This is a genomic window from Shewanella oncorhynchi (assembly GCF_012584455.1).
GTDB classification, from domain to species: Bacteria; Pseudomonadota; Gammaproteobacteria; order Enterobacterales; family Shewanellaceae; genus Shewanella; species Shewanella oncorhynchi.
Window position 1 is genome coordinate 168,707 of the sequence record NZ_JABAEB010000004.1, and the last position, 15,240, is coordinate 183,946.

Here is a 15,240-nt window from a genome sequence, read left to right on the forward strand (position 1 = left end):
ACAAAATCTTGGTCTAGTGGGCTTTTTTCGTCACAAACATCGCATCGCCATAGCTAAAGAAGCGATATTTTTGCGTGATAGCATGTTGATACGCCGCCATAACATGATCAAAACCAGCAAAAGCACTAACTAACATGATCAAAGTTGATTCAGGTAGATGAAAATTTGTCACCATAGCATCGACCACTTGGAATTCATAACCTGGGTAAATAAAGATATCGGTATCGCCGCTAAAAGCTTTGAGCTCGCCAAGGCTTGCGCGTGCCGCACTTTCTAAAGAGCGCACTGACGTCGTCCCTACGGCCACCACACGTTTACCCGCAGCTTTGGTTTGCGCGATTAAATCAACCACATCCTGCGGCACATTCGCCCACTCGGAATGCATCTTGTGTTCAAGAATAGTATCGACACGCACTGGCTGAAATGTTCCCGCGCCCACATGCAAGGTCACAAACGCGACATTCACGCCCTTGGCTTTTAATGCATCGAGCATGGCATCGTCAAAATGCAAACCCGCCGTTGGCGCGGCAACTGCACCAGGGTTTTGGTTATACACGGTTTGATAGCGCTCTTTGTCGGCATCTTCATCGGGTCTATCGATATAAGGAGGCAAAGGCATGTGCCCTACTGCTTCAAGCACTTCTAAGATGGTTAACTCTGATAACAACTCAAGTTCAAACAAGGTATCGTGGCGGGCGACCATCTTCATTTGATAGCCACCGTCGAGATGGATTAACGAATCCACTTTCGGGGATTTAGAGCTGCGAACATGGGCGAGGATGCACTTATCATCGAGCATACGCTCAACTAAAATTTCTAACTTGCCACCACTGGCCTTTTGACCAAACATGCGCGCGGGGATCACTCGGGTATTGTTGAACACCATTAAATCACCGGGATTAATCATCCCCAGCAAATCGGTAAACTGTTTGTCGCCTAACGCGCCAGAGTTGCCGTCTAAGGTTAACAGACGAGATGCATTACGCTGCGCCATAGGATAACGAGCGATCAGCTCATCGGGGAGATCGAAAGAAAAGTCTGCAACGCGCATATTGGCCTCTAGATAGCTTAGAACGGCGGCTAGTCTATGGTTAGAGGCCAATAAGATCAAGATTACTTATTGCCAGTGTCCACTTCTTGCTCGGGTTCCACTGGATTGATGCCATCTTGGGGCTGATTGTCATCGGCATCGAATTTTAGCCGCGAGCGACTAAAGTCATCCATGCTGAAACGGTGTTGTTCAAAGGGGATTTCTATTAGCACTTTTTTGCGCTTCTGCTGCTCGTCTTTACCAAGCATTTTGGTGAACCAGTTCCACATCATCCATGATCCTAAAAAAGGTTATTGATTTTATTTCACTTTCCCTTATCGATTACTATGTCAACGTTTAAGTCAGCCATAATTATTCACAGCGAATCAAATGTCATTATCAATAAAAAGTGAAAAAATACTGCATTTTTAGCTTCGGCGCTTTCCTAAGCGCGCTTGTGCATGATACCGTGAACCGACGTGGTTAACCAAGCACAAATAATGAACTTTCTTACACACTTACATCTCGCCGACATCAGTAAAACCCACCTTGCTGCCAACGTAGCAGGTAACTATATTCAAGCGCCAATTGCACAAGCCCCAATGGAGTTACGCCAAGCTTTATGGCTAAACCAAGAGATTAATACCCTCTGCGCCAGCCATGAATTGACGATTGAATTAATGGAAGCTTTCCCTGCGCCCTTAAGAAGCATAGCAGCAGAACTCATGGCGGTGAGTTTCGATCACTATTTAGCTTACTATTGGGAAGAATATCACCACCAACCCTTGGATGAATTCAGCAGCAAGGCCTATGACGCGTTAGATGCTTTCGCCACGCAAGGCGTTGATCCATACCATCCAGAGGCATTATTTACACTCTTGCCCACAATGCGCAGCGCCGATTGGCTAGGCAGCTACACCACCGAAAAAGGATTACAACAAGCCTTAGCACAAGTGGCCAAACAGCATCCGCAAGCCGCACTGTTTAAAGATGCCCATAAAGTCGTCAATAAAATGCAGATAGAAATCGAAACCGCGTTCCGCACTTTTTATCCGCAGCTGATGGCTTATACCCGTATTTGGAGCCGTAAGACGCCTGTAGAATATTTGCCCTCACCCCTCTAAGAATAATGCTGTGTGCCTGCGTAAATTTTGCTAGTATGGCCGCGCAAAAATGAGGACAAGATGCAGATATTTGATTACCAGCCCCCAGCAGTTCCTTGGCTAGACATACGCTATAAAGATAGAGATCTGATTATCATCAATAAGCCTTCGGGATTATTATCTAATCCGGGTCGAGCGGCTCACACCTTCGATTGCGCCTTAACCCGCTTACAAAGCCTTTATCCAGAAACGATTTTAGTGCATAGGCTCGACTGCGCGACCTCGGGCATTATGGTGTTCGCCCGTAATAAAAAAGCGGAGTCGCATTTAAAAACACAGTTTCAAGATAGACAGAGTAAGAAAGTCTATATTGCCGAAGTGATGGGACATGTGCTGCAAGATCAGGGGATTATTGACCTCGCGATAGTGCCAGACACTGAACATCCGCCCTATCAAAAAACGCTACAGGCGGGAGAGACTGGCGGCAAAAGCGCCCTCACTCACTACCGTGTATTAGAGCGCCGAGAAAACAGCACCTTAGTCGAGCTTTCGCCAGAAACAGGCCGCACCCATCAATTGCGTGTGCATATGCTTGCCCTAGGCCATGCGATTTTGGGTGATGAGTTTTATGGTGATGCCGAGGTTATCAAGGCCAAACCGCGTTTATGTTTACATGCACAAAGCTTAAGTTTGACCCATCCCTATTCGGGTAAACCGCTGTTTTTTAGCAGTAAACATCCATTTACTGAATAACTTAAGCCACTCGCTACAATTCCATAAAAGCAAAAGGTCGCGACTTAGCTCTTAGCTATCGTGCGACCTTAGTTATTTACAGATTCGACTGTCGTCGTTTAAGCGACGCGTATACCTTGACCAAAATCGACATCAGCCGCTAATTTTTCTGCTTGGAAATAACAGCCCTGCTCATTACAAAATTGTAATTGCTGCGACGATGTCACGATAAAAAATTCACCAAAGAAATTGCCGCCAACATCTTCCAGCTTATGGCCCTCAGGAGTTTGCGTCATATAGACTTCATCTAAACTATGGCAGCCATCGCTAAACCAAGTTTCTAAAAAATATTTATCGTCTTCTTTATAGAGGGTAATTTTGTCACCCAATAAAGGACGCCCATCTAACCAACGACCTATAATTTCACGATTTTGCATATCTGTCTCCCGCCAATGAAGGCGACGGCGTTTTTCAATCCCAGACATCCTGATATCCTTATGCAATACCCAATCACCTAAAGTGAATGTCAGTTGTGGTAGTACATTAAGCATAGAACCCATTTAACTCTTTACTCCCCACAGCAGCAAATTACTTCAAATCGCCCGTCAAATGTAATTTTTTGGTTAATTTAAATTTGCTAAATATTTAAAATATAAAAGATAAATACCTTTGACTAATTAATCGGCAGTGTAGCTCAATCTAAAAATAAAAACGCGATCTTTATCACTATTTACTTATCGCTAAAGTAAAGGCAGCTAAAAGACTTATCCTCCTAGATGAATGAGGTTTGTTACATCTTTTATTGCCAATTTTAATAGGGTTTCTGATATAACCCATAAGTGAATTACCGCACAAATAAGACCAAGTGATATTTCAATATCCCTACAAAACAAAAATAAAGCAGGAAGCGCTATGCATAACATTCATCGTCGTCATTTTCTTAAGGCAGCGGGTGCCGCTACCGCCGGACTCGTCACAGCCAATATTGCCCTCAACGCCTACGCCAGTAGTGTTGCCCCTAAACCGCAAGCGGGTAAATCCGTTATCGGACTCATAGCACCCAAGATGGACGTGGTTCGAGTTGGCTTTATCGGTGTTGGCGAGCGTGGCTTTAGCCATGTCGAGCAATTCTGTCATTTAGAAGGCGTTGAACTTAAAGCTATTTGTGATACTCACCTAGCGGTGCTGGACAGAGCCGTGGATCATATCGTTAAACAGAATCGGCCAAAACCGGCTGTCTATACAGGTAATGACCTGAGCTATCGCGATCTCTTAAGCCGCGATGATATTGATATTGTGATCATTTCTACTCCATGGGAATGGCACGCGCCTATGGCGATAGAGACGATGGAAAGCGGTAAACATGCCTTTGTCGAAGTACCGTTAGCACTCACAGTAGAGGAATGCTGGCAAATTGTGGATACCGCTGAACGCACTCAGAAAAACTGCATGATGATGGAGAACGTCAACTACGGCCGTGAAGAACTTATGGTTCTCAACATGGTACGCCAAGGTGTGTTTGGTGAGTTGCTCCACGGTGAAGCCGCTTATATCCACGAGCTACGTTGGCAGATGAAGGAAATAGACCATAAGACGGGCTCATGGCGGACTTATTGGCATACCAAGCGCAACGGTAACTTGTACCCGACCCACGGTTTAGGACCAGTTTCCCAGTATATGAACATCAACCGCGGTGATAGATTTGATTATCTAACCTCGATGAGTTCGCCCGCTCTTGGCCGTGCGCTCTATGCTAAACGTGAATTCCCCGCCGATCATGAGCGTAATCAGCTCAAGTACATCAATGGGGATATCAATACCAGTCTGATTAAGACCGTTAAGGGCCGGACCATCATGGTGCAGCATGACACGACGAGCCCAAGACCTTACAGTCGCCACAATTTAATCCAAGGGACAAATGGCGTGTTTGCGGGTTTCCCGAATCGTATCGCCGTCGAAAATGGTGGCTTTGGTCAAAGTTACCACGAGTGGGATATGGACATGCAAAAGTGGTATGACAAATATGATCACCCTCTGTGGCAACGCATAGGCAAAGAAGCTGAGATTAACGGCGGCCACGGCGGCATGGATTTTGTGATGTTATGGCGCATGATTTATTGCCTGCGCAATGGCGAGGCCTTAGATCAGGATGTGTACGATGGTGCGTCTTGGTCGGTGGTGAATATCTTAAGTGAACATTCAGTCAATAACCGCAGTAATTCAGTCACCTTCCCAGATTTTACCCGCGGCGCGTGGCAAACGGCCAACCCCTTAGGGATTGTAGGCGCTTAAGCAGCGGCTTTCGCCAAACTCATTATGATGGGTTCACCATAAGGATAAGTGCCTCGGCCTTATCCTTTTTCTTAAATGAAGCCTAGTGATGCCCGCACCATCAATAGCAAGCAATAAGGGACAAGCAATTAGGGGCAAAAAACTCATGATAAGAAACCACCTATAAACGCTAATAGTAGCCAATTTCTTTGATTTTCAAAGAAAAATCACCACACTGCTGGGCACCAATCACTAACCCTAGACTACAGACTTGGCTTAAATCCATTGCCACTCGGGAAATCGGTTTACCCCGACATTGGGGCAAGAAGTCACTGAAGGGAATTTCTATCCGCTGCCAATTCATGACTCTAGCGCCACTCACACCAAACGTTTGATGACTTGGCGCTGGCATAGGCGCTTGATAAACCGTACTTTGTGGTGTGTCGATATCCTTTAAATTCACTTTATAATCTTTAGGTCGGTCGCCATCGAGTTCGACATAGATCCCAGTAAACCCACTGACATCAATAGGGTTAAACTCACAACGCACTGAAGCAAACCCGCCGCCATTGGCCAGCGATACATGGCCACTAAACTCACCATAGCCTAAAGGTGACACCGTCATCTTACTGCGAGACAAACCGCCCATCACAGTGTCATTTATCCCATACCAGGGCTTTGCAGCATCTAGCACTCTAAAATCAAAAAAGATCATAACGACTCCCATAAAAAAAGCAGCCACCTAAGTGACTGCTTCCATAATACTTTTCAATACGAATAACAGCACTCGTTAACTCAGTTTAGCTTTATTCTCAGCGGCTTCACAAGCGGCAGCGGTAAAGATAACGTCTGTAGAGCTGTTCAATGCGGTTTCGGCTGCATCTTGAACCACACCAATAATAAAGCCGACAGCGACCACTTGCATGGCGACATCATTAGAAATACCAAACAAGCTACAAGCCAGTGGGATCAACAGTAATGAACCACCCGCTACACCCGAGGCGCCGCAAGCCGAAATAGCGGCGACAACGCTCAATAACAATGCGGTGAGTAAATCGACTTGAATGCCCAAGGTATGCGCTGCAGCTAAGGTCAATACCGTAATAGTGATCGCCGCGCCGCCCATATTGATGGTGGCACCTAAGGGAATAGAGACTGAATAAGTGTCTTCATGCAGATTTAATTTTTCACACAGCGCCATATTCACCGGAATATTCGCCGCACTCGAACGGGTGAAAAATGCTGTAACGCCACTTTCACGCAAACAACGAAATACCAACGGATAGGGATTACGTTTAATCTTCACGTAAACAATTAAAGGATTTACGATTAAGGCAATAATGGCCATCGCACCTAATAACACAGCCAATAACTGCGCATAACCCGCAATTGCGGCAAAACCGGTTTCAGCAAACGTCGCAGCAACTAAACCAAAAATACCAATAGGTGCTAAACGAATAATGAAATGCACCATTTGCGAAATGCCGTGGCTCATGTCGGCAAATACTTGCTTAGTCGAATCGCTAGCATGATGTAAGGCTAAACCTAAACCCACACCCCAAGCAAGAATACCAATATAGTTGCCCGTCATTAACGCATTCACTGGATTATCAACCAATTTAAATAATAAGGTATTGATCACTTCACCAATACCTTGTGGAGGACTTGTACCTTCCACACCAGCAACCAAAACTAAAGTCGTGGGGAAAATAGAGCTTAAAATCACAGCAGTTAACGCCGCGGCAAAGGTACCCAATAAATAGAGGATCACAATTGGGCGCATATTGGTTTGCGTATTTTTCTTTTGATTGGCAATCGACGATGCTACTAAGATAAATACCAGTATTGGAGCAATCGCTTTTAATGCTCCAACAAATAAACTGCCTAAGAAGGCGATATCTTTTGCGCTATCGGGTGAAAAACTCGCTAATACCACACCAGCGATAATCCCTAATAAGATTTGTAATACGAGACTGCCATTAGCCAACTTAGCTAATAATGATGATTCTTGTTTCATGGTTTAACCTGTCGTTATTATATTTCGGTTGAGATCCCCAACGCGCACCTTCGGAAATGAGGCCAATAAGGTTTTTATAGGATGTGACTAGACTTGTCTAGTTTTGCGGGGAAATAAGCTAACTAAATTACCCTTGTCCCGCAAAAAGCATACAAAAAACTAACAAGCGCCTTATTGGCGCTGCTTCATGGCTAAATCGGCACCACGCAACATGGCATCAATCAACTCGTGGGCATCGAACTTAGTCAGCGCTTCATTTGCCCCCACTTGGTGGGCCTGACTCACGCTTATTTCGCTGGATAAAGACGTGTGTAAAATGATGTATGCCTTGGCAGTCAGTGGATTATCACGCACCTCAAATGCCAGTTCGTAACCATCAAGTCCCGGCATCTCGATATCACTCACTAGAATATCTATGGGGTGATGCTCTAGTGCCGCTTGTTCCATCATGACTAAGGCTTCTTTACCGTCGGCGGTCACTCGATAAGGGATGTTGATCATATCAAGGGCGTCGGATAACTGCTTACGTGCCACCTTAGAATCATCTACTAACAGGATATTCATGGGTTTGAGTTTCTCACGCTGCACATCGGTCAAGATTGCCCGATTTGCCTGTGGGTTATTCGGGAAAATTTTCGACAGCAATAACTCAACATCGAGCAATTGTACTAACTGGTCCTCAAAACGAGTCACGCCAGTCAAGTAAGCATTCTTGCCCAAATTGGCAGAAGGCGCCTCAATATCGCGCCAATTACATTCAATAATCTTATCGATACCACGCACTAAAAAGCCAATGATCATCCGCTGACAGTCAGTGATGATGATGTAGCATTTTTCCCGCTCTTCAGGAGCTATCGGCCGATAACCAATCGCAGCCGCCATATCTATGATAGGAATCGTATGGCCACGAATAGTTGAAGCGCCAAGAATCGTCGGATGAGATTGGGGAATTTTGCTTAGCTGTGTGTACGGCACCAGCTCACGCACTTTCAACGTGCCTAAGGCAAACACTTGAGTCTGTGATAACCGAAACAGTAGTAATCCCTGTGACTGACTTGCCTTACTTTTCATAATTAGATAAATAACTCACTAAAAACAACCTTCGGATAGCTTAACCTTAACACAGTAAAATTTTGATGACTAAGGTCAAACGAATGAAACTATTATTACCTATTTATTAATAGGTTCGATGCCAATCGCCGACAAGTGCTTAGTCTTGTAATGCGTACAAGACATCAAAGGCGAATTGATCCCAACCTTCGGCAGTAAAAGCGATATCGCGAATATTACGAACTTGGCTCACCGCATGTAATGGCGCAGCACCATTGACCATCAAGTAATAGGCCATGATAAGACTGGTGCGATCCTTGCCAGAGCGACAATGGATCACTACAGGCAGCTCATCGGCTTCACATTGCTGAATAAAAGCGAGTGCCTTGGGCAACTGAGCGACACAAATCGCCACATCCCCATCTTGGGGCGGCACATTGCGCGAAAAGGGAATACATTCGTAACGTAAATCAAGCTGCTTAAACGCACTCGGCTCGCAGCCCTCGCCCCCATTGACCGACAGAATGGCACCAATACCGGCCTCTTTGAGCGCTTGTAAATCCCAAGGATCTTTATTAGGGCCACTGCGCCCTGCGACTTTACCTTCAACTAACCAGAATAAGTGTTGCATAAACCTTACCTACGACAAGTGAGATGACAAGGAACGCCAGAGATAAGCTAAGAATAGCTTGTTTCCAACGACTTAAGATTTTTTACCCCAAAATTCAGCATTGGCAGGCGGTAACTGTTTACGTTTTTTTTTACCCATACCTTCAGGCTTGGCGACAGGTTTAGCTTGTTCTAACAGTTCGGCTGGCATTTCATCATCGGCTTCAAAACCGACAATTTGCTCACGCACTAACTTAAGTTTGTTCTTTTTCTCTATCACGCCAAAGTGGTGATAATCCTCATGGGAAATCAAGGTCACGGCCAAGCCTGCTTCACCGGCGCGGCCACTACGGCCAATACGATGCATATAATCTGCAGGGCTTCGTGGTAAATCAAAGTTGATCACCACAGGCAGTTTATCGATATCGATACCACGGGCGGCAATATCGGTCGCAATTAACACACTGATCTCACCATTTTTAAAGCCATCGAGCACCCGCGTACGCGCACCTTGGGCTTTATCGCCATGGAACACTTCGGCTGTGATCCCACGTTTAGACAGCTTTTGCGCTAAGTGATTACAAGTATTTTTAGCACTCACGAAGATCAACGCCTGTGACCACTGATGTTCTTTAATCAGATGCGCCAATAATGCGGTTTTCATCGGACGATTAACCGTAATCACCCGTTGATGAATCGTGCTTTCTTGCTCACTTTGCAATTGATATTCAAGTGGATTATTAAGCAGTTTTGCCGTTAACTCACGGACTTCTTCAGGGAATGTCGCAGAGAATAATAAGGTTTGTTTCTTGACGGGCAAAGCGTCGAGCACTTGAGCTAATTCTTCAGTAAAACCAAGGCTTAACATGCGGTCAGCTTCATCTAGCACTAAGGCGCTGACACGATTGAGTTTGATGGCATTACTGGACAACAGATCTAACAAACGACCCGGCGTTGCTACGAGTACGTCGGCACCAGAGCGTAGACTCTGCATTTGCGCATTCACCGACACACCGCCAAACGCAGCCACAATTTTTAGCTTGCCATTGAGATGTGAGGCATAGGATAAAAAGCTGTCAGCGACTTGTTGTGCTAATTCACGGGTTGGGACTAAGACCAAACAACGAACATAAACGCCGGTCTTATCATCAGTTTTTGCTTCAACAAGTTGTTGCAACAGCGGCACGGCAAAGGCTGCCGTTTTACCCGAGCCCGTATTAGCACCGGCTAACACATCGCGCCCCGCAAGCACAGCGGGGATCGTCGCCGCCTGTACTGGTGTGGGCGAAACATACGCTAATTCGGTTAATCGATTTAGCAAGGGTGCAATAATGCCGAGTTGGGCAAAGCTTGCCGCAGAGGAAGAAGCCTGAGTCATAGAAAGTTTAACTGCTCACCAATATCTTAATAGGCGGCTATTCTAGCTTAAATATCGAGGCAATGCTTGGCAGTTTCCAGCGTTAATAACTGCTGTTTCATCGCAAGCCCATAGGCGTAACCCGTTAACTTGCCATTTTTGCCTATCACTCTATGGCAAGGCACGATAATCGCAATGGGATTGGCGCCATTAGCCGCGCCCACTGCGCGCACCGCCTTAGGCCGACCGATTTGCTCGGCAATCTGCCCATAACTGCAGCTCTGGCCATAATCTACATTGATCAAAGCTTGCCAAACTTCACGCTGAAATTCAGTGCCTTTAGGTGCGAGCTTTACATTAAATTCAATCAGTTCACCTGCAAAATAACGCGCGAGCTGCACTTGAGTTTCACTAATATGCGCCTTAGCTTGATTGAGGACATCCTCACTCACCTTAGCAAGCGCAATCTCAGTGCGATCCGAGCCGACAACCGTTAAATGACTCAGCCCATAGGCATTGGCATTTAACTGCAATATTCCGGCAGGACTCATAAAAGTATCTACGGCACAGGGCTGATACGCAGCAATACTCGGCGCTTGGCTCAATTGACGAATCGCATGTTTCATAATCTGTCTCTTTGTTTGCTCTAAATTTGGTTCTAAATTGGCTCTTAACTTAACGCTAAATCATCTTTTTAAACTAGCAGTTAAATGTGAGGCGGCTTGATGGTTATTGATGCCAAAGCTGGAAGGTTAAATAACTGCCCCAAGGCGCGATTTCTTGACTCAGTTGCTGGCACAGCTGCGGGTAGTTGACTGCACCCGCAGCGGCTTCATCCAGCCTATGGGTCTTGCCATACAAGGCCAGCAAATGCTTTTTAACAATCAAATCGGTATGCAAAAACACATTGGGATCGCCCAAACCGCGGAGCTTAGCATACGCGATTGTCCAAGGACCTATGCCCTTAACGCTGAGCCAATCATCGACACTCGCCTCAGGATGATCGCAGATAAACGCCGCGAGCGCATTGAGGGCTAATTTACGAGCGCCGGGCATTTTTAGCTCTGTTAGACTCGCCTCACGAATGGCCTCGGGTGTAGGAAATAAACGATACTCGCAACCATTGAGACTAAAGCGCTCGCCATAGGCTTCAACCAATTGATTAAGTAGCTTAGTCGCCTGCACTACCGTCACTTGCTGACCTAAAATCGCACGGCAGGCCGCCTCAAATAAGGAGCCTGCACCGGGAATGCGTAATCCCGAAAACGGTGTTAATCCTAAACTTGGTAGCGCACTTAAGCCTTGTTCAATCAGCAGCATATCCGCATCGAGATCTAAAATGCGTCGCACTTCAGTGACCAGCAATTGCAGCTCATCGACAGGAGAGTCTTCGGTCAACATTATCGCGAGTTTGAAGCGATTTAGCTTAGGCTCATGGATAATGTGCACTGTGCCGCGCATCTTACCTAGGGCAAAACAGCGACCATATTCGAGCCCATTATCGCCAGCTTTGGCCTCATCTACCACGGACGCCTCATCGCCAACGACATCGCTCGCTTGTGGATGACTCATCTGCGGTGTGAACCATTCCATCCCTGTTACTGCACGTAATCGATAAAACCCCAGCTGTGATGTCCAATCCAATGGCGGACGATAATACTGATACAAGGTTAATCCATAGTGCGGCACAAATTCACCCATAGTATCAATCTCACTTAATCCTGTTAGTGGCTCAATCATGGACTCCTTTGCCGCTTTGGTTAATGTACTCTTTCTTAACTGCGTCGGCGTCAATTGCAAGGTTTGCTTAAACGCCTCATTGAAACGGCGAATACTGTTGAAACCCGCCGCCATCGCGACTTGAGTGATAGGTAATTGGGTTTGGTGCAATAATTGTTTAGCAAACAGTAACTGCCGATATAAGGCATATTGTTTTGGCGAAGTGCCAAAGCCTTCGGTAAAGAGCTTATTGAGATAACGACTGCTGATCCCTAATCGGTCAGCCAATTGTGTTACTGTTGAGGCTGGCTCTCCCGATGATTTTCCCGCTAAGGCGCCCGCTTCGATTAAGCTAATGGCCCTCGCTAACGTTGTGCCAGTCCCCTTCCAAGGATTCGATCCCGGCGCACTGTCGGGCCGACAACGTAAACATGGGCGTAATCCCGCCTGCGCGGCTTTAATGGCCGAATCAAAATAACGCACATTTTGCTCTTTTGGTGCCACGGCAGGACACACAGTTCGGCAATAAATGCCGGTCGTTAAGACGCCCACAAAAAACTTACCATCAAACCGCGGATCGCGGCTCATCCTCGCTTCACGGCAAATCGACGCAGAAAGTTGCCCCGAACTGGACTCCAGCGAATGCACCGAATCTATTTCATCACGCTTATTTGCACTCTCAGACGCTCTATCTGTACTCATTTTTCATCACGCCCGACAATATTCGCTCACAATTAATTTCTTGTTCATTACTTTACGTAAAACTAGCATATAGCACTAGCGGAAAACGGAACTCAATCATTTCAATGCTTTTAAGGCATGAAATCCTATATGCTAGAGCCGACTATTTTTTATCTCACCATAGAGTTAATTCATGTTTAAACGATTTGAATCCTGGGTTGAAGCCCTACCCGATGATGAACCCACTAAACCACCCACAGGGGTTTATGCTTTTTGTCGCCACTACACTAAGGGCTACGAACTGCCGCTGATCTTAATGTCAGTGCTGACCGCCATGCTGGCCATGCTTGAAGTGTCACTGTTCGGATTCATGGGCCAATTAGTTGATTGGCTGGTGAAAAAAAATCCCGAAACGTTATTCCAAGACGAAGGCACGACCTTAATGCTGATGGGAGGTATGGTGATAATTGTGATGCCAATATTGGTATTACTGCATGCGCTTATCATGCATCAAACCTTGCTCGGCAATTATCCTATGTCGATCCGCTGGCTTGCACACCGTTATTTGCTAAAACAAAGTGTATCGTTTTATCAAGATGATTTTGCTGGCAGAATCGCCACGAAAGTGATGCAAACCTCCTTAGCCGTACGCGAAACTGTGATGAAATTGCTCGATGTGTTGGTATACATTTTAGTGTATTTCACCTCTATGCTGGTGATGATTGCCAGCGCTGATCTGCGCTTAGTCATACCTATGCTCGTCTGGCTTGCACTGTATGTTGGTCTGCAATGGTACTTTGTGCCTAGACTAAAAAGTGTCTCTACCGAGCAAGCCGATGCGCGCTCAACCATGACAGGCCGTATCGTCGACAGCTATACCAACATCACCACAGTGAAGCTATTTGCCCACACACAGAAAGAAGCCGAATACGCCAAATCCAGTATGCGGATATTTTTAGACACGGTTTATCGCCAAATGCGCTTAGTGACGGGCATCAGCGTCAGCGTGCAAATCATCAACTATCTGTTGGCCTTTAGTATTGCAGCAGTATCGATAGCCCTATGGACCGATAGCGCAATCACGGTCGGCGCCATCGCCATTGCGGTCAGTTTAGCACTGCGCTTAAACGGCATGTCACAGTGGATAATGTGGGAAATCAGTTCGTTATTCGAAAATATCGGCACGGTTACCGATGGAATGAACACCTTATCGAAAACAACGATCATCCAAGATGAGCCAAACGCCAAGGCGCTGGTCGTCAATCATGGCAAGATTGATTTCAACCAAGTGTGTTTCCATTACGGTGAGCAGACTGGCGTGATTGAAGATCTGAATTTGAATATTAAAGCAGGTGAAAAAGTTGGCTTAGTGGGGCGTTCTGGCGCGGGTAAATCGACCCTAGTGAATCTACTAATGCGATTCTACGATGTTGAAAAAGGTCAGATTAATATTGACGACCAAGACATCAAGATGGTTATGCAAGATTCACTGCGTTCGCAAATTGGCATGGTGACCCAAGATACCTCCCTCTTGCACCGCACCATTCGCGAGAATATTCTTTACGGCAATCCCAGTGCCAGTGAAGAGCAACTTGATCGCGCGATTAAACAAGCTCAAGCCTATGACTTTATTCAGGAACTCAGTGATCCTAACGGTAATCATGGCTTAGATGCCCAAGTGGGTGAACGCGGCGTAAAACTCTCTGGTGGCCAAAGACAGCGTATCGCCATCGCGCGGGTTTTATTGAAAAATGCGCCCATTTTACTGCTTGATGAAGCCACATCTGCACTAGATTCCGAAGTCGAAGCTGCTATTCAAGAAAGTTTGTATGAATTAATGCAAGGCAAGACAGTGATCGCGATTGCCCATCGACTTTCGACTATTGCCGCGATGGACAGGTTAATTGTATTAGATCAAGGCCGAGTCGTTGAGCAAGGCACGCACCATGAACTCATCGCCGCAGGCGGGATTTATGCTCAATTATGGGCCCACCAAACCGGTGGATTCTTAGGTGTAGACTAAGCCAAAGGTAAGATGACGAAAGGCGAAACTCAGCAGTGAGTGTCGCCTTTTTTATCTCAAATAAGTTTCCGCCTAATTCTGCCCTCTTCCCACAAAGCTTCACTCTTCTCGCGCTCATATTCACCGCAGTAATACACGATTCGCTACCGTGTGAACGGTTCACTTCAAACTTTACTCGTTGAACGATTGGAAACAAGAGATAAACCGCGCTTAACGGCTCAACTTATCAACATTGAAAGTGGCAGCATTCAAAGTACCAACACACTGAACAATCCGAAAGGTGAGTTTGGGCCATGGGTTAGCGCAAGGTTAAGCAGGAAAACGCTTCGATAATCTTTATCACACGATTGAACAGAATGACTTCACCACACTAAGTAAGCCTCTCGAAGCATTATTTATCTTAATGTGGATGGTTTGAATTGTTGGGTAAATTAGGCAAATAACTCGGAGCGTATGACTCGTAAATGAATCGGGGAGATCTCGATTTAATATTCAAAATTCAGACACAAAAAAACCACCTTGAGGTGGCTTATTGTCTTTAACCAAAGTTTCGATAAACCTTGATTAAAATTGGTATCCCCTAGGGGATTCGAACCCCTGTTACCGCCGTGAAAGGGCGGTGTCCTAGGCCTCTAGACGAAGGGGACC

At 46.0% G+C, this 15,240-nt stretch carries 14 protein-coding genes and 1 tRNA gene; 4 read left to right on the plus strand and 11 right to left on the minus strand.

Annotated features, from left to right (window positions below; genetic code table 11):
• Positions 1–13: 13 nt before the first annotated feature.
• Together queA and HGO26_RS07465 are read right to left on the minus strand one after the other, a co-directional pair.
• Complete coding sequence (gene queA / locus HGO26_RS07460) at positions 14–1,051, minus strand: tRNA preQ1(34) S-adenosylmethionine ribosyltransferase-isomerase QueA (protein ID WP_168824289.1); 1,038 nt, start codon at positions 1,049–1,051, stop codon at positions 14–16.
• Between the two features lie 62 nt (positions 1,052–1,113).
• Entirely contained in the window at positions 1,114–1,323 is a 210-nt protein-coding gene (locus HGO26_RS07465) for a hypothetical protein (protein ID WP_105252070.1), read from the minus strand.
• 207 nt (positions 1,324–1,530) lie between these two features.
• On the opposite strand from HGO26_RS07465, the gene HGO26_RS07470 reads away from it, so the two are divergent.
• Positions 1,531–2,154, plus strand: a complete 624-nt coding sequence (locus HGO26_RS07470; RefSeq protein ID WP_168824291.1) for an acyl carrier protein phosphodiesterase — start codon at positions 1,531–1,533, stop codon at positions 2,152–2,154.
• Positions 2,155–2,214: 60 nt separating this feature from the next.
• Complete coding sequence (locus HGO26_RS07475; protein ID WP_168824293.1) at positions 2,215–2,886, plus strand: RluA family pseudouridine synthase; 672 nt, start codon at positions 2,215–2,217, stop codon at positions 2,884–2,886.
• Between the two features lie 98 nt (positions 2,887–2,984).
• On the opposite strand, the gene HGO26_RS07480 is transcribed toward HGO26_RS07475, so the two are convergent.
• On the minus strand, positions 2,985–3,425 hold the full coding sequence (locus HGO26_RS07480; RefSeq protein ID WP_131523165.1) for a hypothetical protein: 441 nt from the start codon (positions 3,423–3,425) through the stop codon (positions 2,985–2,987).
• Between the two features lie 352 nt (positions 3,426–3,777).
• Between HGO26_RS07480 and HGO26_RS07485 the strand changes: the two genes are divergently transcribed.
• Entirely contained in the window at positions 3,778–5,157 is a 1,380-nt protein-coding gene (locus HGO26_RS07485; RefSeq protein WP_168824295.1) for a Gfo/Idh/MocA family oxidoreductase, read from the plus strand.
• Between the two features lie 169 nt (positions 5,158–5,326).
• Here HGO26_RS07485 and HGO26_RS07490 read toward each other — a convergent pair whose 3' ends face one another.
• The 7 genes from HGO26_RS07490 to HGO26_RS07520 form a co-directional block, all read right to left on the minus strand.
• Positions 5,327–5,851 (minus strand): CIA30 family protein, encoded by a 525-nt coding sequence (locus HGO26_RS07490; RefSeq protein WP_168824297.1) that lies wholly within the window; start codon positions 5,849–5,851, stop codon positions 5,327–5,329.
• A gap of 75 nt (positions 5,852–5,926) precedes the next feature.
• Positions 5,927–7,153, minus strand: coding sequence for a serine/threonine transporter SstT (sstT, locus tag HGO26_RS07495; protein ID WP_028761081.1), 1,227 nt, complete (start codon positions 7,151–7,153; stop codon positions 5,927–5,929).
• A gap of 171 nt (positions 7,154–7,324) precedes the next feature.
• A complete protein-coding gene (locus HGO26_RS07500; protein ID WP_028761082.1) occupies positions 7,325–8,224 on the minus strand; it encodes a chemotaxis protein CheV in 900 nt (299 codons plus the stop codon).
• 139 nt (positions 8,225–8,363) lie between these two features.
• Positions 8,364–8,834 (minus strand): phosphatase domain-containing protein, encoded by a 471-nt coding sequence (locus tag HGO26_RS07505; protein WP_028761083.1) that lies wholly within the window; start codon positions 8,832–8,834, stop codon positions 8,364–8,366.
• A 72-nt stretch (positions 8,835–8,906) separates the two neighbouring features.
• Positions 8,907–10,190: a DEAD/DEAH box helicase gene (locus tag HGO26_RS07510; RefSeq protein ID WP_168824300.1), complete on the minus strand. Its 1,284-nt coding sequence runs from the start codon at positions 10,188–10,190 to the stop codon at positions 8,907–8,909.
• 47 nt (positions 10,191–10,237) lie between these two features.
• Complete coding sequence (locus tag HGO26_RS07515; RefSeq protein ID WP_168824303.1) at positions 10,238–10,795, minus strand: methylated-DNA--[protein]-cysteine S-methyltransferase; 558 nt, start codon at positions 10,793–10,795, stop codon at positions 10,238–10,240.
• A 103-nt stretch (positions 10,796–10,898) separates the two neighbouring features.
• Positions 10,899–12,590 (minus strand): DNA-3-methyladenine glycosylase 2 family protein, encoded by a 1,692-nt coding sequence (locus HGO26_RS07520; RefSeq protein WP_168824305.1) that lies wholly within the window; start codon positions 12,588–12,590, stop codon positions 10,899–10,901.
• Between the two features lie 172 nt (positions 12,591–12,762).
• Here HGO26_RS07520 and HGO26_RS07525 point away from each other — a divergent pair, with 172 nt between their 5' ends.
• Positions 12,763–14,592 carry an ABC transporter ATP-binding protein gene (locus HGO26_RS07525; protein WP_113941006.1) on the plus strand — a complete coding sequence of 610 codons (1,830 nt, stop codon included), beginning with the start codon at positions 12,763–12,765 and terminating at the stop codon, positions 14,590–14,592.
• A 571-nt stretch (positions 14,593–15,163) separates the two neighbouring features.
• Here HGO26_RS07525 and HGO26_RS07530 read toward each other — a convergent pair.
• Positions 15,164–15,239: transfer RNA gene (locus tag HGO26_RS07530), tRNA-Glu, on the minus strand.
• Between the last annotated feature and the right edge of the window lies 1 nt (position 15,240).

Coding starts and splice junctions, on each gene's coding strand:
- queA (WP_168824289.1), bottom strand. CDS start 1,051: ATGCGCGTTGCAGACTTTTCTTTCGATCTCCCCGATGAGCTGATCGCT.
- HGO26_RS07465 (WP_105252070.1), bottom strand. CDS start 1,323: ATGATGTGGAACTGGTTCACCAAAATGCTTGGTAAAGACGAGCAGCAG.
- HGO26_RS07470 (WP_168824291.1), top strand. CDS start 1,531: ATGAACTTTCTTACACACTTACATCTCGCCGACATCAGTAAAACCCAC.
- HGO26_RS07475 (WP_168824293.1), top strand. CDS start 2,215: ATGCAGATATTTGATTACCAGCCCCCAGCAGTTCCTTGGCTAGACATA.
- HGO26_RS07480 (WP_131523165.1), bottom strand. CDS start 3,425: ATGGGTTCTATGCTTAATGTACTACCACAACTGACATTCACTTTAGGT.
- HGO26_RS07485 (WP_168824295.1), top strand. CDS start 3,778: ATGCATAACATTCATCGTCGTCATTTTCTTAAGGCAGCGGGTGCCGCT.
- HGO26_RS07490 (WP_168824297.1), bottom strand. CDS start 5,851: ATGATCTTTTTTGATTTTAGAGTGCTAGATGCTGCAAAGCCCTGGTAT.
- sstT (WP_028761081.1), bottom strand. CDS start 7,153: ATGAAACAAGAATCATCATTATTAGCTAAGTTGGCTAATGGCAGTCTC.
- HGO26_RS07500 (WP_028761082.1), bottom strand. CDS start 8,224: ATGAAAAGTAAGGCAAGTCAGTCACAGGGATTACTACTGTTTCGGTTA.
- HGO26_RS07505 (WP_028761083.1), bottom strand. CDS start 8,834: ATGCAACACTTATTCTGGTTAGTTGAAGGTAAAGTCGCAGGGCGCAGT.
- HGO26_RS07510 (WP_168824300.1), bottom strand. CDS start 10,190: ATGACTCAGGCTTCTTCCTCTGCGGCAAGCTTTGCCCAACTCGGCATT.
- HGO26_RS07515 (WP_168824303.1), bottom strand. CDS start 10,795: ATGAAACATGCGATTCGTCAATTGAGCCAAGCGCCGAGTATTGCTGCG.
- HGO26_RS07520 (WP_168824305.1), bottom strand. CDS start 12,590: ATGAGTACAGATAGAGCGTCTGAGAGTGCAAATAAGCGTGATGAAATA.
- HGO26_RS07525 (WP_113941006.1), top strand. CDS start 12,763: ATGTTTAAACGATTTGAATCCTGGGTTGAAGCCCTACCCGATGATGAA.